Raw genomic sequence first — 14694 nt, forward strand, 5'->3', positions numbered from 1 at the left:
CAGGGCGCGCGTAGGCTCACACCGTGTTCAACGGGCTTGCCGACTGGTGGGACGGGGTCGAGCTGTGGCTCGCCCAAGCGTGGTTCCCGGTCCAGTTCGTGCTGGTCATGGTGGTCGTCGTACCGCTGTGCCTGGCCGCCGCGTGGGTGCTCGACAAGCTCGTCGGGCTCTTCGCCCGCAGGCTCGCTCCGGGGCGTGACGACGACCGCTCCGACACCCCGTCCTAGGCTGGCGCACCATGTTCAACCGAAGGCGGATCACCGCCGCGCTGATCGGGCTCCTCGTGCTGGTGCTGGGGGGCTGGCTGGTCAAGGACGTCGTCAGCAACGGCTCCCCGGCGTCCCCGGGCACTTCGCCCAGCTCCTCGGCGAGCGCGCCGGCCAAGGGTGGCGCGGCCGTGCCGGGGGCCGACTCCGGGCTGCCGGTCAAGCCGCTCTCGACCCTTCCCCCGCAGGCTTCCGACACGTGGAAGCTGATCGAAAAGGGCGGACCGTACCCGTACCCGCGCAACGACGACGTCGTGTTCGACAACCGCGAGAAGCGGTTGCCCGGCAAGAAGTCCGGCTACTACCACGAGTACACCGTGAAGACGCCGGGCAGCGCCGACCGCGGCGCGCGGCGGCTGATCACGGGGCAGGCGCACGAGCTGTACTACACCGGCGACCACTACGCGTCGTTCGTCGTCGTGGACCCGGCCCGATGAGCGCCTCGGAGCAGGCGAAGGCCGCCGCTGAAGAGGCCTTCGCGAGGGGCGCGTACCCGCACCTGGTGAACTCGCAGCCGACCGTGGACAAGGCCAGCACGCTGAGCGCGTTCGCCGACGCACTGTCCTTTCCGGACTACTTCGGCCACAACCTCGACGCGCTGTACGACTGCCTGACCGACCTGTCCTGGCTGCCGCCGGGGGAGCACGTGCTGATCTGGCCGGGCTCGGAAGCGTTGCGCAAGACCGAACCCAAGACGTACCTGGCGATCCGCAGCGTGCTGTCGGACGCGCAGCGCGCGCTCGGGCCGAGCGGCCGCAGCGCCGGTTCGTGGCGGCTCACGGTCGTGCTGCCGGACGCCTGAGCGGCGTCCCCGCGCGTTTGACCGTGCGGATCACCGCTGCTCGGGAAGGTCCCGCACCGGTTCCCGCCGCGAGTCCTGTTGGGCGCCGGGGTCGTGCCGGGATCCCGATCGGTCTGGCCGTGACCGGGGTGGTCGCGGCGATCGCGGCCGCAGCGCCGCCGGGACGCGCCGGGATCCTCACGACGACCCGTCAGTTCGGGCAGACGCTGGGCGTCGCGGTGCTCGGGATCGCTTACCAGGCCGGGGGTTTGACACCGGTGTACGTGGTCGCCGCGGGGTGACGGGCCTGCTCGCGCTGGTTCCGCGCCAGCAGGCCGTCGCCACCGGTTAGTCCTGCGGGACCCAGTTCGGCTTGCGCTTCTGGGCGAAGGCCAGGATGCCTTCCTGGCCTTCCTCGCTGGCGAAGAACTTGGCCGACAGCCCCAGCATTTCGTCGAAACCGTCCGACGGCGTGGCCGGGCGGGGGCGGCTCAGCAGCGCCTTCGTCTCGGCCAGTGCCTTCGGGCCGCCCGCTGCCAGCGCCTTCACGAACCGCGCGACTTCGGCGTCCAAGTCGGACGTCGCCGAGTTCAGCAGGCCGATCTCCACCGCGCGGCGTGCGTCGAACGTGTCGCCCGTGAGGAACAGTTCGTGCGCCGCGCGCGGGTTCAGCCGCGGCAGGACCGTCAAGGAGATCACCGCCGGCACCACGCCGATGCGGACCTCCGAGAAGGCGAACGTCGCTTCCGGCACCGCCACGGCGATGTCGCACGCGGCGACCATGCCGATGCCGCCGGCGCGCGCGGGGCCGGCCAGCCGCGCGACGACCGGCTTCGGGCTCGTCCACAGCTGTTCGAGGATCTTCGGGAACTCGTTCACGCCCTGGTCGCCCGCGCCGGCGCCGCGGGCCTCCTTGAGGTCCATCCCGGCGCAGAACACCGGACCCGTGTGGGTGAGCACGATGACCCGCACGGCGTCGTCCGAAGCGGCCTTGGTGAGCGCTTCCGAGAGCTCCCGGCGCAGCTGGGCCGAGAGCGCGTTGCGGTTGTGCGGGGAGTCCAGGGTGATCGTGGCGGTGCCGCCCACCACGTCGTAGTGCACCAGTTCGTCAGCCATGCCGACACCCTTGCACATCCGTGGCGTGCGGCCGGTGTTACGCGGGCCACCCCGCGGGTTCGCACCCGCGGGGCGGCCCGGCCGGTCAGCCGATGGTCGTCGTGGTGAAGACCGGGCTGGGGTTGGGGAAGCAGGCCGTCGGCGCGGTGAGGTCGCCGATGATCGTGCTCGCCACCGCCTTGAACGTCAGGCCCGGGTCGCTGTAGCTGGTGCCGGACAGCTTCGTCTCGATCGTGCCCGACTGGCCCGCGGTGAGGTGTGCGGTGACGGTCGGCAGCTCGAAGGTGGCGCCGCCGGCGATCGGGCCCGGGAAGCTCAGTGTCGCGACGCCGTTCGCGACCGCGATGGTGGGCGCCGTCGAGCCGAGGCCGGAGCCGCCGGTCAGGTCCGCGCCGACGTAGGTGGAGTTGGCCGGGATCGGGAACTTGAGCGCGAAGGTGTTGATGTTCTTGACCTTGTTCCCGCTGACGTCGCTCGGCACGGTGTTCGGCGCGGGATCGATGACGACGTCGAACGCCCCACCGGGCGCGACCGTGGCGGGCGCGGTGACATCGGTGTCCTGGTTCAGCGACACGTGCTGCGGCCCGACGATCGGGGCGTCGGCCTGGCAGTCGAAGGTGACGGTGGTGGCCGCATGAGCCGGAGCGGCGAGCGCGACGGGAAGGGCGGCGGCCGCGACCAGAACACCCAGCTTGGAAAAGTGAAGAGCTTTCATCTGTATCCACCTACCTGCGGTTTCAAGAGGGGAGGGAGAAAGCTGCGCAGCGATTAGATAGTTACCGGCAAGTTAACTAGCGCGTCAAGGATTTACCGTTCCCATGCGCGCAGGGTGACGCAAAATGTGAATAAGTCTCGCCTTTTGGCGGTGGTGATCTCCGGTCGATCGCCTTGCGCTACCGACAGTGGGTCACTGGAGCGGGCCGAACGCCAGGACAAAACGGCGGGCGCGCAGCGGTTCGGGCGCCATCGTCGCGGCCGGGGCCGGAAGGTCCCTGTCCAACCCGGCTTGCGGACGGAGTCTGCGATTCTCTAGGTCGCAGGTTCGAGTTTCGACGGGCCGTATCCCGCGCCTGAGCAGGGCACATGTTGATCATCGCCGACCGGACCACGAGTGTGGCGATGGTCCACAAATGGACCGCAAACCTACCGGACGTGCCCGGCGTACTGGCGGAGCAGTCCGCTCACCGCGGTGGCGTACCGGCTGATGACGACGTCGGCGACGCGGGGATCGTCCGCCAGCGGGTCCGCGATGAACGCCCCCGGATCCGCCTCACGGGCCAGCCGGGCGATCCGGTCCGGCAGCAACCCCGGCGCCAGGAACCACGACGCCACGACGAGGTGCCGCACCCCGCGTGACCGCAACCGGTCGGCGGCCGCCGGGATGTCCGGCTGGGTGGCCGAAGCGAACGCCTCGCTCACCGGGACGCCCAGCCGCTCCTCCCAGCGCGCCGCCAGGGAGGCGACCACCGCGTTCGCCGAGGCGTTCGACGAGCCGACCGCGCTCAGCAGCACGCCCGTCCCGCGCCGGTGCGGTGCGGATGCCAGCCGGTCCAGGGCCACCGTTTCCAGTGCCGGGTCCGCGCCCAGCACGTCCGACACCTCGATGCGGAACCCCGGGCACTCGGAAACGATCTGGTCGACCAACGCCGGCAGGTCGACCCGGGCGTGGAACGCGCTGCCCAGCAGCAACGGCACCACGACCGCGGCCCGGTGGCCGGCGGCGTACAGCTCCCGCAGCACGTCCGTGACGAGCGGCGCCGAAAGGTCCAAAAAGGACTCGTGGACCGGCAGACCCGGTGCCTGCTCGCGCACGACGTCGACGAGGGCCCGCACGGTCGCCGCCGAGCGGGGGTCGCGACTGCCGTGCGCGACGGCGACCAGGGGCGGCGTCACGAGAAGCGCTCACCCACCAGGCCCGCGGCCAGCGTGTCGCCGTCCTTCGGGTCGATCACGAGGAACGCGCCCGTGCGCGGGCTGACGCCGTAGTCGTCGACGCCCAGTTCCTCGGCCAGCCGCAGCGTCACGCGGCCGATGTCGTTGAGCTCCAGCGACGCGGGTGAGTCCACGCTCGACAACGTCTGCTCGTCGAACCGCGCGTGCAACTCGCCGACCAGCGCCTGGACCGTGCGGGTGCCGTGCTTGACCAGCACGCGCGCGCCTTCCTTCAGCGGCTTCGAGGACAGCCAGCACAGCGTGCCGGTGATCTCGTCGGTGATCCGCGGCGGTGCCTCCGCGGCCGCGATCAGGTCGCCGCGGGAGATGTCGATGTCGTCGGCGAGCAGCAGCGTCACCGACGTCCCGGGGCCGGCCTCGTCCAACGGGCCGTCGGCGGTGTCGATGCGCTCGACGCGGCTGCGGATGCCTTGCGGCAGCACGACGATCTCGTCACCGGGACGCACCGTGCCCGCGGCGATCTGGCCCGCGTAGCCGCGGTAGTCCGGGTACTCGGGCGTGCGCGGGCGGATCACGTACTGCACCGGGAACCGCAGCGCCGAGTCGTGCGGGTCGGGCGCGACCGGCACGTCCTCCAGGTGCTCCAGCAGGCTCGGGCCGGAGTACCACGGCGTCCGCTCCGAGCGCGTCGCGACGTTGTCGCCTTCCAGCGCGGACACGGGGATCGCGAGCACCGAACCGCGCGCGTAGCCCAGCGAGAGCGCGTGCGCGGCGAACTCCTCGGCGATTACGGTGAACGTCGCTTCGTCGTAGTCGACCAGGTCGATCTTGTTCACCGCCAGCACGAGCTGCGGCACGCCCAGCAGGGCCAGCACGGCCGCGTGCCGCCGGGTCTGCTCGATCACGCCCTTGCGCGCGTCAACCAGCAGCACCGCCAGCTGCGCGGTGGACGCGCCGGTCACCGTGTTGCGCGTGTACTGCACGTGCCCCGGCGTGTCGGCCAGCACGAACGACCGCTTGGGCGTGGCGAAGTACCGGTACGCGACGTCGATGGTGATGCCCTGCTCGCGCTCCGAGCGCAGGCCGTCGACGAGCAGCGAAAGGTCCGGAGTGGACAGTCCCTTGTCGACGGACGCGCGCGTGACGGCGTCGAGCTGGTCGGCGAGCACCGACTTCGTGTCGTAGAGCAGCCTGCCGACCAAAGTGGACTTGCCGTCGTCGACGCTGCCGGCGGTGGCCAAGCGAAGAAGCGAGCTCATCAGAAGTATCCCTCACGCTTGCGGTCTTCCATGGCCGCCTCGGACATCCGGTCGTCGGCGCGGGTGGCGCCCCGCTCGGTCAGCCGCGAGGCCGACACCTCGGCGATGACGTCCTCGACGGTGGTGGCGGTGGATTCGATCGCCCCGGTGCACGACCCGTCGCCGACGGTCCGGTAGCGGACGGTCAGCTCGCGCACCTCTTCACCCGGACGCGGGCCGCCCCACGGACCCTCGGCCAGCAGCATCCCGTCGCGCAGGTAGACCTCGCGCCGGTGCGCGTAGTAGATCGACGGCAGCTCGACCTTCTCGCGGGCGATGTAGTTCCAGACGTCGGCCTCGGTCCAGTTGGACAGCGGGAAGACGCGGACCTGCTCGCCCGGGCGGTGCCGGCCGTTGTAGAGGTTCCACAGCTCGGGCCGCTGCCGGCGGGGCTCCCACTGGCCGAAAGCGTTGCGGAGGCTGAAGATCCGCTCCTTGGCCCGGGCGCGCTCCTCGTCGCGGCGGCCGCCGCCGAACACGGCGTCGAACTTGTTCTCGGAGATGGTGTCCAAGAGCGGCGTGGTCTGCAGCGGGTTGCGCATCCCGTCGGCGCGCTCTTCCAGGCGCCCGTCGTCGATCCAGTCCTGGACCTTCGCGACGACCAGGCGCAGGCCGTGGCGCTCGACGACGCGGTCGCGGAACTCGATGACCTCGTCGAAGTTGTGCCCGGTGTCGACGTGCAGCAGCGGGAACGGCACCGGCGCCGGCCAGAAGGCCTTGATCGCCAGGTGCAGCAGCAGCGTCGAGTCCTTGCCGCCGGAGAAGAGGATCACCGGCCGGTCGAACTCGCCCGCCACCTCCCGGAAGATGTGGATGGCTTCGGACTCGAGAGCGGCCAGGTTGTCCTGTGCCGCATCGGTCGCGGGCTCCAAGGTCGTCATGCGTCCCTTCCTCAGCCGTGCAGTCCGCACTCGGTCTTCGACTGACCCGCCCACCGGCCGCTGCGCGGGTCCTGCCCCGGCTCCACCCGAGCCGTGCAGGGGGCGCAGCCGATCGACAGATAGCCGATCGAGACCAGCGGGTTCTCGAGGATCCCGTGCTCGCGTATGTAGCCGTTGAACTCCTCGTCGGTCCACGCCGCGATGGGGTTGACCTTCACCAGGCCGTTGCGGTCGTCCCAGGTGACGATCGGGGTGTTCGCGCGGGTCGGCGCGTCGACCCGGCGGACGCCGGTGATCCACGCCGAGTAGTTCGCCAGGGTCTTGCGCAGCGGCACGACTTTCCGCAGGTTGCAGCACAGCGTCGGGTCGCGGTCGTGCAGCTTCGCGCCGTACTGCGCGTCCTGCTCGGCGACGCTCTGCTCGGCCTGCGCGTTGACGATCTTCACGTCCGGGTAGACGGTCTGGACGGCATCGCGCGTGCCGATCGTCTCCGGGAAGTGGTAGCCCGTCTCCAGGAACAGGATGTCCACATCGGACTTCACCTTGGTGGCGAGGTCGATCAGGACGGCGTCCTGCATGTTGGACGCGACGATGAAGTCGTCGCCGAACGTCTCGACGGTCCAGCGGATCGCCTCGTCGGCGGTCGCGTCGGCGAGTTCTTTCGACGCGCGCTCGGCGAGGGTCTTGTAGTCGGCAGTGGCGGTCATCGGGACACCTCCGGAAGGGACAGTCCGAGGAACTTGACCGAGAAGACCCGGCGACAGGCGGAACACAGCCAGCCGCCGTTCTCTTCCGGCCGCAGATCCTCGTCGCCGCAGTAGGGGCAGTAGTACGGCGTCGCGCGCTCGGTCACTGGAGGGCACTTTCCTCGGCGCGCGCTGCCCACTGCGGGAACCGCTCGCCGGGTTCGCGCCCGGCGACGTAGTTGCGGACGACGCGCTCGACGTACCCGGTCAGCTCGCCCGAGGTCACCTTGTGGCCGCGCAGCTTCCGGCCGAACCCGGCGTCGAGGCCGAGCCCGCCGCCCAGGTGCACCTGGAAGCCCTCGACCTGGTTGCCGTCGGCGTCGGTGACGATCTGGCCCTTGAGGCCGATGTCGGCGGTCTGGATCCGCGCGCAGGAGTTGGGGCAGCCGTTGAGGTGCACGGTGACCGGCGTGTCGAGGCCGTCCTGGATGTCCGCGAGGGACTTCTCCAGGTCCGCGACGAGCTGCTGCGCGCGGGCCTTCGTCTCGACGATGGCGAGCTTGCAGAACTCGAGCCCGGTGCACGCCATGACGCTGCGCCGCCACGGCGACGGCTTCGTCTCCAGCCCCAGCTCGGCCAGCTCCGCCTGGAGCGTCCCGAGCTGCTCCTCCGGGACGTCGAGCACGACGAGCTTCTGCTGCGGGGTGAGCCGGACCCGGCCGGACCCGGCCCGCTCGGCGGCCTTGGCCACGGCGACCAGCGTGCCGCCGGAAACGCGGCCGGCGATCGGTGCCGCGCCCACGTAGAACTTGCCGTCGACCTGCGGGTGCACGCCGACGTGGTCGATCGGCACCGCCGGGTCGACCGGCGGCGGGCCGTCGATCAGCTCGCGCTTGAGGTATTCGTCCTGCAGCACCTGGCGGAACTTCTCCGCACCCCAGTCCTTGACCAGGAACTTGATCCGGGCCCGGGAGCGCAGCCGCCGGTAGCCGTAGTCGCGGAAGATCGAGATGACGCCTTCCCAGACGTCCGGCACCTCGTCCAGCGGCACCCACGCACCGAGGCGCTGGCCCAGCATCGGGTTGGTCGACAGCCCGCCGCCGACCCAGACGTCGAAGCCGGGGCCGTGCTCGGGGTGGTCGACGCCGACGAACGCGACGTCGTGGATCTCGTGCGCGACGTCGGGCTGGCCGGAGATCGCGGTCTTGAACTTGCGCGGCAGGTTCGCGAACTCGGGCTTGCCGATGTAGCGGCGCTTGATCTCCTCGATGGCCGGGGTGCCGTCGAGGACCTCGTCCGCCGCGATGCCCGCGACCGGCGAGCCGAGGATGACGCGCGGGCTGTCGCCGCAGGCCTCCATCGTGGTCATGCCGGCGTTCTCGAGCTTCTGCCAGATCGTCGGGACGTCCTCGATCCGGATCCAGTGGTACTGGATGTTCTGCCGGTCGGTGATGTCGGCGGTGTCGCGCGCGTAGGCCTGTGAGATCTCGCCGAGCACGGTGAGCTGCCCGGTGGTCAGCGCGCCGCCGTCGAGCCGGACGCGCAGCATGAAGTAGCGGTCGTCGAGCTCTTCGGGCTCCAGCGTCGCGGTGCGGCCGCCGTCGATGCCCGGCTTGCGCTGGGTGTAGAGGCCGAACCAGCGGAACCGGCCGCGCAGGTCACCCGGGTCGATGGCGTCGAACCCGCGGTGGGCGTAGATGTTCTCGATCCGCGCCCGCACGTTGAGCGGGTGGTCGTCCTTCTTCGACCGCTCGTTCGGGTTCAGCGGCTCCCGGTAACCGAGCGCCCACTGCCCTTCACCGCGCTTCTGCTTGACGCGCGCGGGGCGGGCGGGGGTCTGGGGCGTGGCCATGGCGGCGTCCTCCGAGAGGCTTTTCGTGGCAGCGGAGGACCACCGGCTCGCGGGTGGCCTCCGGCGCCGGCTGTCCAGAATTCGTGGCAGGTGGTGGCGACGGCAGTCAGCGAACGGGTACGCAGAGGGCGCTGGCGACCCGCAGGAGGTCGACGTGGCGGCGCGCCACGAGGAGAACACCGGCATGAGTCACGGCGTCAGCGTGCCACGTGTCCAATATGTGGTCCAGGCCTGCCCGCATGGTGGGAGAAGGGTCACTCGCCTGGGAGAATGCGGTCGACCAGCAGCCGCACGACCTGCGCGTCCGAGTACTCGGAGAAGGCGTCGGGCAATGTCAACCGCTCGACGGTCAGGCCGGTCAGGGCCAGATAGAGCAGCAGGACGTCGTCGCGTCCGCCGGGCAGCCCGGCGGCTTCGTGGAAGCCGGCGCTGAGGTCGAAGCTCTCCCGCACGGTCGCGGTCAGCGCCGCCGCCAGATCTGGCCGCCGGTTCGCTTCGAGGCGCAGTTCGAGCAGCGCGAGGTAGGAGCTGCGGCGGGTGGTCAGCCGGGTCATCAGGTCGCCGAGCAGCGCGGCGACCCGGGCGGTCGACGGCTCTTCGGCGCGCGGATCGGTCATGACCTCCTCCGGCGCCGACAGCCGGACGTGCACGCGTTCCCCGGCCTCGGCCAGCAGCCGGTCGCGGTCGCGGAAGTAGTTCGACGTCGTCCCCGGCGGCACGCCGGCCTCGGTGTCCACCGCCCGGTAGGTGAGCCCCCGCGCGCCGTCGCGGGCCAGTACTTCGATGGCCGCGTCGGTCAGGGCCGTCCGCCGTTCGGTGTTCTGCCGCACGGAAATCTCCTTGCTTGATTCAAACCACTACGCTTAGAGTACTACAGCCATAGTGGTTTGAAGAGGGGATCCGAGGATGCAGGTCAAGGGTTTCGGGGCGGGGTACCTGGTCGACGACGTCGCCGCGACCACCCGCTTCTACGCGGATGTGATCGGGCTGCCGGTCACGGTCGAGCTGGACTGGTTCGCCAGCGTCAACGCCGGCGCGCCCGGCTACGAGATCAGCTTCGTCCAGCGCGGGCACGAGTCGGTGCCGGCGGGCTACCGGGTCGCGGACACGACCGGGCTGATGTTCGGGCTCGTCGTCGAGGACGCGGCCGCGGAGGCGAAGCGGCTCACCGAGGCGGGTGTGGAACCGGTCACGCCGGTCGTCGACGAGGTCTGGGGGCAGCGGCACTTCTACGTCGCCGATCCGAACGGCGTGCTGCTGGACGTCATCGAGATGATCCCCGTCGACCCGGAGTGGGCGGCGGCGAACACCCCGGCTCGGTAGGGGACAATCGGGGAATGCCCGATTCCCCGACCGACCTCACGCTGCCCGAAAGCGCGCTCAAGGGCGTCGGCAGCCGGCCGTTCGGGGTCTACGTGCACGTCCCGTTCTGCGCGACGCGCTGCGGCTACTGCGACTTCAACACCTACACCGCGGGCGAGCTGGACTCCGGCTCGTCGCCGCAGTCCTGGCTCGACGGGCTGCGACGCGAGCTGGAGCTCGCCGCGAAGGTGCTGGTCGTGCCGCCCGCCGCCGACACCGTGTTCGTCGGCGGCGGCACGCCGTCGCTGCTGGGCGCCGAAGGGCTCGCCTCGGTGCTCGACGCCGTCCGCGACGTCTTCGGGCTCGCTCCGGGCGCCGAGGTGACGACGGAGTCGAACCCGGAGTCGACGTCGCCGGAGTTCTTCGCCGGCATCCGCGAAGCCGGCTACACACGCGTCTCGCTCGGCATGCAGTCGGCCGCGCCGCACGTGCTCAAGATCCTCGACCGCGTGCACACGCCGGGCCGGCCGGGGCAGGCCGCGGCCGAGGCGCGCGCGGCCGGGTTCGACCACGTGAACCTCGATGTGATCTACGGCACGCCGGGTGAGCGTCCCGACGACCTGCTCGCCACGCTCGACGCCGTGCTGGCCGCCGGGGTCGACCACGTCTCGGCGTACGCGCTGATCGTCGAGGAGGGCACGGCGCTGGCCCGCCGCGTCCGCCGCGGCGAGCTGCCCGCACCGGACGACGACGTGCTGGCCGCGGACTACGAAATGATCGACGCGACGCTGTCGGCGGCCGGGTTGCGCTGGTACGAGGTGTCGAACTGGGCGGCCTCCGACGCCGCCCGCTGCCGCCACAACCTCGGCTACTGGCGCGGCGACGACTGGTGGGGCGCCGGTCCGGGCGCGCACAGCCACGTCGGCGGCGTGCGCTGGTGGAACGTCAAGCACCCGGCGCGTTACGCGGCGTTGCTCGCCGACGGCGACTCGCCCGCCGGCGGCCTCGAAGTGCTCACCGACGACGACCAGCACCTCGAGCGGATCATGCTCGAACTGCGCGTCGCGGAAGGACTTCCGCTGGACGTCCTCGACGAGCCGGGGCTCGCCGAAGCCCGCGCCGCCGCGGCCGAGGGCCTGCTCGATCCGTCCGCTTTGGACTCCCGCGGCCGCGCGGTGCTGACCGACCGCGGCCGGCTGCTGGCCGACGGCGTCGTCCGGCGCCTGGCGGGCTGACGGGAATTAAAACCGGGCGCCCGGTCGTTGCTTGTATCGAGCAACGACTTAGGAGGCCCCATGGCGCGCGCGATCAGGTTCGACGAGTACGGCGACGTGGAGGTCCTCCGGGTCGAGGACGTGCCGCGGCCGGCACCGGGCCGGGGGCAGGTGCTCGTCGAGGTCCGCGCCGCCGGGATCAACCCGGGCGAGGCCGCGATCCGGCAGGGCTTCCTGCACGACCGCTTCCCGGCGACGTTCCCGTCCGGCCAGGGCAGTGACTTCGCGGGCGTCGTCGCGGAACTCGGCGAAGGCGTCGAGGAGATCGCCGTCGGCGACGAGGTGATCGGCTGGGTGGACACGCGGTCGAGCCACGCGGAGTACGTCGTGGCGGAGGCTGCGAACCTCACGCCGAAGCCGGACGGGGTCTCGTGGGAAGCCGCGGGCGCGCTGTTCGTCGCCGGCGTGACCGCCTACGCCGCGACCGCCGCGGTGTGCCCGCGCGAGGGCGAGACGGTCGTCGTTTCGGGTGCGGCCGGCGGGGTCGGCTCGCTGGCCGTCCAGCTGGCGCTGCTGTCCGGCGCCACGGTGATCGGCCTGGCCGGTCCCGCGAACCACGCGTGGCTGCACGAGCTGGGCGTCATCCCGGTGTCCTACGGCGACGGCGTGCTCGAGCGGATCAAGCAAGCGGCTCCGGGCGGCGTGCACGCGTTCGTCGACACGTTCGGCTCCGGCTACGTCGATCTGGCGCTGCACCTGGGGATCCACCCCGGGCGGATCAACACGATCATCGACTTCGCGGCGGCGGAAAAGTACAACGTGAAGGCCGACGGCTCGTCGGCGGCGTCGTCGGCCGAGGTGCTGCGCGAGCTGAGCCTGCTGGTGGGCAAGGGATTGCTCGAGGTGCCGATCGCGGCCGTCTACCCGCTGGACGAGGTGCGCGAGGCCTACCGCGACCTGGAGCGGCGGCACACGCGCGGCAAGATCGTCCTGCGGCCCTAGTTCTTCGCCGCCAGGACCTTCAGGCCGGCGAGGTAGACGTCGAGGGCGAACTCCAAGCGTTCGGTCGCCGTCTCGCCGGACAGGAACTCGCCGATCCGCAGCATGTTCGGGAACGCGTCGGCGGGCAGTGAGCGCATGTACGCGACCATCTGCTCGCCGCGCTTCGCGGTCTCGGCTTCGTCGATTTCGCCCCAGGTCCAGCTGCTCGCTTCGTAGGCGTACGCCTTGGCGTAGAGCGCGAGGGCGTCACCCGCGAAGGCCGCTTGCTTCAGCGTCAGGCCGCCCGCGCGCAGCAGGGCCAGCATCGCCTCGCCCTGCCGCAGCGAGCTCGGCGTGACCGGCACGGCGATGTCCCACGCCACGCGGGCGATCCCGGGGTGCGCGACCATCACCCGGATCTGGCCGCGGACCAGCTCCTTGACCTGGTCGTCCCAGCTCGCCGGGTCCGGGTCGGGGATCGGCGCTTCGGCGAGCACGGCGTCGAGCATCAGCTCCGCCAGCTCGTCCTTGTTGGCCACGTGCGCGTAGAGCGACGCCGGTCCCGTCTCCAGCTCCTGCGCGACCCGTCGCATGGTGACCGCGTCCAGGCCCTCCTTCGCCAGGATTTCCAGCGCCGTCTTCACGACGAGGTCCTGGGAGAGCGCGGGTTTCGCGGCGCGACGGCGTGGAGCGCTGCGCCACGGCGGTGGAGGAACGGTCACGCGAACACTGTACTTGACGCGAACAGCGTTCGTATGTAGAACGGTGTTCGTAGAACGAACAGCGTTCGTAAGGGGATCTCATGACTACCGCGGAGACCGAAGTCCGGGCCGTGCTCGGGCGGCTCACCGAAGCCTGGAACGACGGCGACGCGACCGCGTACGGCCGGCTCTTCACCGAAGACGCGGACTACGTGACGTTCTTCGGGCTGAACTTCCCGGGCCGGGAGGCGATCGAAAGCTCGCACCGCGCTCTCTTCGAGGGGCCGCTGAAGGGCTCCAAACTGACCGGGCAGCTCGGCGCGTCGGCGAAGGTGCGGTTCGTCCGCCCCGATGTCGCCGTGGTCGTCGCCGGCGGCGGCTCGTCGGTCGCCGGCGCGGACACCACCGACGAAGGCCGCGAGTCGACGGTCAGCTTCGTGCTCGTCCAAGAGGACGGCGGGTGGCTGATCACGGCGTTCCAGAACACGCGCGTCTCGGATCCGCGCGGGTGAAAACGCTTGCGGAGGCGTCCGGGGTCGTCGCCCGACCGCCCGCGGAGGTGTTCGAGGCGCTGCGGCGCCGCGTGACCGGGGGCGGCTACCCGATGCGGACGGAGGCCGACGCCGGGCGCGGGTTCCTCGCGATCCAGGGTGGCTGGTGGTATCGCGGCGAGTACCGCGTCACGCCCGATCCGGGCGGCTCGCGCGTCGAGCACCGCGTGGTCAACGCGGCCAGCTGGGGACGTTGGGGCGTCCCGCTCGCCAACCGGTTCTTCCTCGGCTTCCGGGCGAAAACGGCTGCCGGTTTTGCCCGGATGCTCGAAGAACTGGGGCGACCCGATGGCCACGAGCCCGAACCTGCGCGTACGGTTGCTTAGGTAAGCCTTAGTAGCTGAGCGAGGAGTTGGCCGATGGCCGAAGCACCCCGGCGGTCCGGACGGCCCGCGGTGAAACTGCGCGTGCTGCGCACCGAGCGGCTGACCCCGCACATGATCCGGATCGTCGCGGGCGGCGACGGAATCGCCGATTTCACGCCCAACGCGTTCACCGACGCCTACGTGAAGGTGCTGTTCAAGGTGCCGGGCGTCGAGTACCCCGAGCCGTTCGACGTCCAGGAGTGCCGGGCGACGCTGCCTCGGGAGCACTGGCCGCGGATGCGCTCGTACACGGTCCGGGCGTTCGACCCGCAAGCCGGCGAGCTGGTCCTCGACTTCGTCCACCACGGGGACGAGGGCATCGCCGGCCCGTGGGCGGCGTCGGCCCGGGTGGGGGACGAGCTGCTGTTGTCCGGTCCCGGCGGTGCGTACGCGCCGGGCGACGAGGCGGACTGGCACCTGCTGGCCGGCGACGAAAGCGCGCTGCCCGCGATCGCGGCGTCGCTCGAGGCGCTCCCGGCGGGCGTCCCGGCGCACGCCGTGATCCTGGTCGAGAACGCCGACGAGGAGCAGGCGCTGGTCACGAAGGCCGACGCGCAGATCACGTGGCTGCACCGGTCGTCCGGCGGCGACGTCGCCGCGGCGGTGCGGGAGCTGCCGTGGCGCGACGGCGTCGTCCAGGCGTTCGTGCACGGCGAGGCGGGGTTCGTCCGCGACCTGCGGCGCTACCTGCTCGACGAGCGCGGGGTGCGGCGCGAGCTGCTGTCCATCTCCGGGTATTGGCGCGTTGGCAAGGACGACGAAGCGTGGCGCGAAGAGAAGGCGGCCGAACGGGCGCGCGAGAAGTAG

The 14694-nt window shown here is 71.1% G+C and carries 21 protein-coding genes; 10 read left to right on the plus strand and 11 right to left on the minus strand.

All coding sequences use genetic code 11. The features are described from left to right. The first annotated feature begins 23 nt into the window (after window positions 1-23). From ACZ7OH_RS37450 to ACZ7OH_RS37465, 4 genes are all read left to right on the plus strand, one after another. On the plus strand, window positions 24-227 hold the full coding sequence (locus tag ACZ7OH_RS37450) for a hypothetical protein (RefSeq protein ID WP_086676857.1): 204 nt from the start codon (window positions 24-26) through the stop codon (window positions 225-227). Between the two features lie 11 nt (window positions 228-238). After that, entirely contained in the window at window positions 239-703 is a 465-nt protein-coding gene (locus ACZ7OH_RS37455) for a guanyl-specific ribonuclease (protein WP_470285188.1), read from the plus strand. Further along, a complete protein-coding gene (locus ACZ7OH_RS37460; protein WP_470285189.1) occupies window positions 700-1068 on the plus strand; it encodes a barstar family protein in 369 nt (122 codons plus the stop codon). Before ACZ7OH_RS37455 ends, ACZ7OH_RS37460 begins: the two co-directional genes overlap by 4 nt. Before the next feature lie 119 nt (window positions 1069-1187). Next, window positions 1188-1349 (plus strand): hypothetical protein, encoded by a 162-nt coding sequence (locus ACZ7OH_RS37465; RefSeq protein ID WP_470285190.1) that lies wholly within the window; start codon window positions 1188-1190, stop codon window positions 1347-1349. Between the two features lie 46 nt (window positions 1350-1395). On the opposite strand, the gene ACZ7OH_RS37470 is transcribed toward ACZ7OH_RS37465, so the two are convergent. The 10 genes from ACZ7OH_RS37470 to ACZ7OH_RS37515 form a co-directional block, all read right to left on the minus strand. Continuing rightward, a complete protein-coding gene (locus tag ACZ7OH_RS37470) occupies window positions 1396-2163 on the minus strand; it encodes an enoyl-CoA hydratase family protein (protein ID WP_470285191.1) in 768 nt (255 codons plus the stop codon). A gap of 85 nt (window positions 2164-2248) precedes the next feature. Further along, the gene (locus ACZ7OH_RS37475) at window positions 2249-2878 is read right to left on the minus strand and encodes a cyclase (RefSeq protein ID WP_470285192.1); all 630 of its coding nucleotides are present in this window, start codon (window positions 2876-2878) and stop codon (window positions 2249-2251) included. A gap of 428 nt (window positions 2879-3306) precedes the next feature. Then, window positions 3307-4056: a sirohydrochlorin chelatase gene (locus ACZ7OH_RS37480; RefSeq protein ID WP_470285193.1), complete on the minus strand. Its 750-nt coding sequence runs from the start codon at window positions 4054-4056 to the stop codon at window positions 3307-3309. After that, complete coding sequence (locus tag ACZ7OH_RS37485) at window positions 4053-5315, minus strand: sulfate adenylyltransferase subunit 1 (RefSeq protein WP_470285194.1); 1263 nt, start codon at window positions 5313-5315, stop codon at window positions 4053-4055. The genes ACZ7OH_RS37480 and ACZ7OH_RS37485 overlap by 4 nt, the downstream gene beginning before the upstream one ends. After that, the gene (cysD, locus tag ACZ7OH_RS37490) at window positions 5315-6235 is read right to left on the minus strand and encodes a sulfate adenylyltransferase subunit CysD (protein WP_400904547.1); all 921 of its coding nucleotides are present in this window, start codon (window positions 6233-6235) and stop codon (window positions 5315-5317) included. The genes ACZ7OH_RS37485 and cysD overlap by 1 nt, the downstream gene beginning before the upstream one ends. Before the next feature lie 11 nt (window positions 6236-6246). Continuing rightward, window positions 6247-6942, minus strand: a complete 696-nt coding sequence (locus tag ACZ7OH_RS37495; RefSeq protein ID WP_470285195.1) for a phosphoadenylyl-sulfate reductase — start codon at window positions 6940-6942, stop codon at window positions 6247-6249. Then, window positions 6939-7088, minus strand: a complete 150-nt coding sequence (locus ACZ7OH_RS37500; RefSeq protein ID WP_400876472.1) for an eL43 family ribosomal protein — start codon at window positions 7086-7088, stop codon at window positions 6939-6941. The genes ACZ7OH_RS37495 and ACZ7OH_RS37500 overlap by 4 nt, the downstream gene beginning before the upstream one ends. Then, a complete protein-coding gene (locus ACZ7OH_RS37505; protein WP_470285196.1) occupies window positions 7085-8773 on the minus strand; it encodes a nitrite/sulfite reductase in 1689 nt (562 codons plus the stop codon). Before ACZ7OH_RS37505 ends, ACZ7OH_RS37500 begins: the two co-directional genes overlap by 4 nt. Window positions 8774-8879: 106 nt before the next feature. Beyond that, on the minus strand, window positions 8880-9014 hold the full coding sequence (locus ACZ7OH_RS37510; RefSeq protein WP_470285197.1) for a putative leader peptide: 135 nt from the start codon (window positions 9012-9014) through the stop codon (window positions 8880-8882). Window positions 9015-9027: 13 nt separating this feature from the next. Next, the gene (locus tag ACZ7OH_RS37515; RefSeq protein WP_470285198.1) at window positions 9028-9603 is read right to left on the minus strand and encodes a TetR/AcrR family transcriptional regulator; all 576 of its coding nucleotides are present in this window, start codon (window positions 9601-9603) and stop codon (window positions 9028-9030) included. A gap of 76 nt (window positions 9604-9679) precedes the next feature. Between ACZ7OH_RS37515 and ACZ7OH_RS37520 the strand changes: the two genes are divergently transcribed. From ACZ7OH_RS37520 to ACZ7OH_RS37530, 3 genes are read left to right on the plus strand one after another with little or no spacing between them, the layout of a single operon-like run. Beyond that, window positions 9680-10096: a VOC family protein gene (locus ACZ7OH_RS37520; RefSeq protein WP_470285199.1), complete on the plus strand. Its 417-nt coding sequence runs from the start codon at window positions 9680-9682 to the stop codon at window positions 10094-10096. 14 nt (window positions 10097-10110) lie between these two features. Next, the gene (hemW, locus tag ACZ7OH_RS37525) at window positions 10111-11310 is read left to right on the plus strand and encodes a radical SAM family heme chaperone HemW (RefSeq protein WP_470285200.1); all 1200 of its coding nucleotides are present in this window, start codon (window positions 10111-10113) and stop codon (window positions 11308-11310) included. 60 nt (window positions 11311-11370) lie between these two features. Further along, window positions 11371-12291 (plus strand): NADP-dependent oxidoreductase, encoded by a 921-nt coding sequence (locus tag ACZ7OH_RS37530; protein ID WP_470285201.1) that lies wholly within the window; start codon window positions 11371-11373, stop codon window positions 12289-12291. Here the strand turns inward: ACZ7OH_RS37530 and ACZ7OH_RS37535 are convergent. Further along, window positions 12288-12992: a TetR/AcrR family transcriptional regulator gene (locus ACZ7OH_RS37535; RefSeq protein ID WP_470285202.1), complete on the minus strand. Its 705-nt coding sequence runs from the start codon at window positions 12990-12992 to the stop codon at window positions 12288-12290. The genes ACZ7OH_RS37530 and ACZ7OH_RS37535 overlap by 4 nt on opposite strands. Before the next feature lie 80 nt (window positions 12993-13072). Here ACZ7OH_RS37535 and ACZ7OH_RS37540 point away from each other — a divergent pair, with 80 nt between their 5' ends. Genes ACZ7OH_RS37540 through ACZ7OH_RS37550 form a run of 3 tightly spaced genes read left to right on the plus strand, consistent with a single transcriptional unit; the run spans window position 13073 to window position 14694 of the window. Beyond that, the gene (locus ACZ7OH_RS37540) at window positions 13073-13483 is read left to right on the plus strand and encodes an SgcJ/EcaC family oxidoreductase (RefSeq protein WP_470285203.1); all 411 of its coding nucleotides are present in this window, start codon (window positions 13073-13075) and stop codon (window positions 13481-13483) included. Continuing rightward, the gene (locus tag ACZ7OH_RS37545; protein WP_470285204.1) at window positions 13432-13848 is read left to right on the plus strand and encodes a hypothetical protein; all 417 of its coding nucleotides are present in this window, start codon (window positions 13432-13434) and stop codon (window positions 13846-13848) included. Before ACZ7OH_RS37540 ends, ACZ7OH_RS37545 begins: the two co-directional genes overlap by 52 nt. Before the next feature lie 33 nt (window positions 13849-13881). Then, a complete protein-coding gene (locus tag ACZ7OH_RS37550; RefSeq protein ID WP_470285205.1) occupies window positions 13882-14694 on the plus strand; it encodes a siderophore-interacting protein in 813 nt (270 codons plus the stop codon).

Source organism: Amycolatopsis sp. NPDC114478, assembly GCF_055633805.1.

Excerpts from the sequence above, each read along its gene's own strand:
- cysD (WP_400904547.1), bottom strand. The coding sequence starts at position 6,235 with ATGACGACCTTGGAGCCCGCGACCGATGCGGCACAGGACAACCTGGCC.
- ACZ7OH_RS37455 (WP_470285188.1), top strand. The coding sequence starts at position 239 with ATGTTCAACCGAAGGCGGATCACCGCCGCGCTGATCGGGCTCCTCGTG.
- ACZ7OH_RS37470 (WP_470285191.1), bottom strand. The coding sequence starts at position 2,163 with ATGGCTGACGAACTGGTGCACTACGACGTGGTGGGCGGCACCGCCACG.
- ACZ7OH_RS37475 (WP_470285192.1), bottom strand. The coding sequence starts at position 2,878 with ATGAAAGCTCTTCACTTTTCCAAGCTGGGTGTTCTGGTCGCGGCCGCC.
- ACZ7OH_RS37550 (WP_470285205.1), top strand. The coding sequence starts at position 13,882 with ATGGCCGAAGCACCCCGGCGGTCCGGACGGCCCGCGGTGAAACTGCGC.
- hemW (WP_470285200.1), top strand. The coding sequence starts at position 10,111 with ATGCCCGATTCCCCGACCGACCTCACGCTGCCCGAAAGCGCGCTCAAG.
- ACZ7OH_RS37530 (WP_470285201.1), top strand. The coding sequence starts at position 11,371 with ATGGCGCGCGCGATCAGGTTCGACGAGTACGGCGACGTGGAGGTCCTC.
- ACZ7OH_RS37505 (WP_470285196.1), bottom strand. The coding sequence starts at position 8,773 with ATGGCCACGCCCCAGACCCCCGCCCGCCCCGCGCGCGTCAAGCAGAAG.
- ACZ7OH_RS37460 (WP_470285189.1), top strand. The coding sequence starts at position 700 with ATGAGCGCCTCGGAGCAGGCGAAGGCCGCCGCTGAAGAGGCCTTCGCG.
- ACZ7OH_RS37540 (WP_470285203.1), top strand. The coding sequence starts at position 13,073 with ATGACTACCGCGGAGACCGAAGTCCGGGCCGTGCTCGGGCGGCTCACC.
- ACZ7OH_RS37510 (WP_470285197.1), bottom strand. The coding sequence starts at position 9,014 with ATGCGGGCAGGCCTGGACCACATATTGGACACGTGGCACGCTGACGCC.
- ACZ7OH_RS37485 (WP_470285194.1), bottom strand. The coding sequence starts at position 5,315 with ATGAGCTCGCTTCTTCGCTTGGCCACCGCCGGCAGCGTCGACGACGGC.
- ACZ7OH_RS37520 (WP_470285199.1), top strand. The coding sequence starts at position 9,680 with ATGCAGGTCAAGGGTTTCGGGGCGGGGTACCTGGTCGACGACGTCGCC.
- ACZ7OH_RS37495 (WP_470285195.1), bottom strand. The coding sequence starts at position 6,942 with ATGACCGCCACTGCCGACTACAAGACCCTCGCCGAGCGCGCGTCGAAA.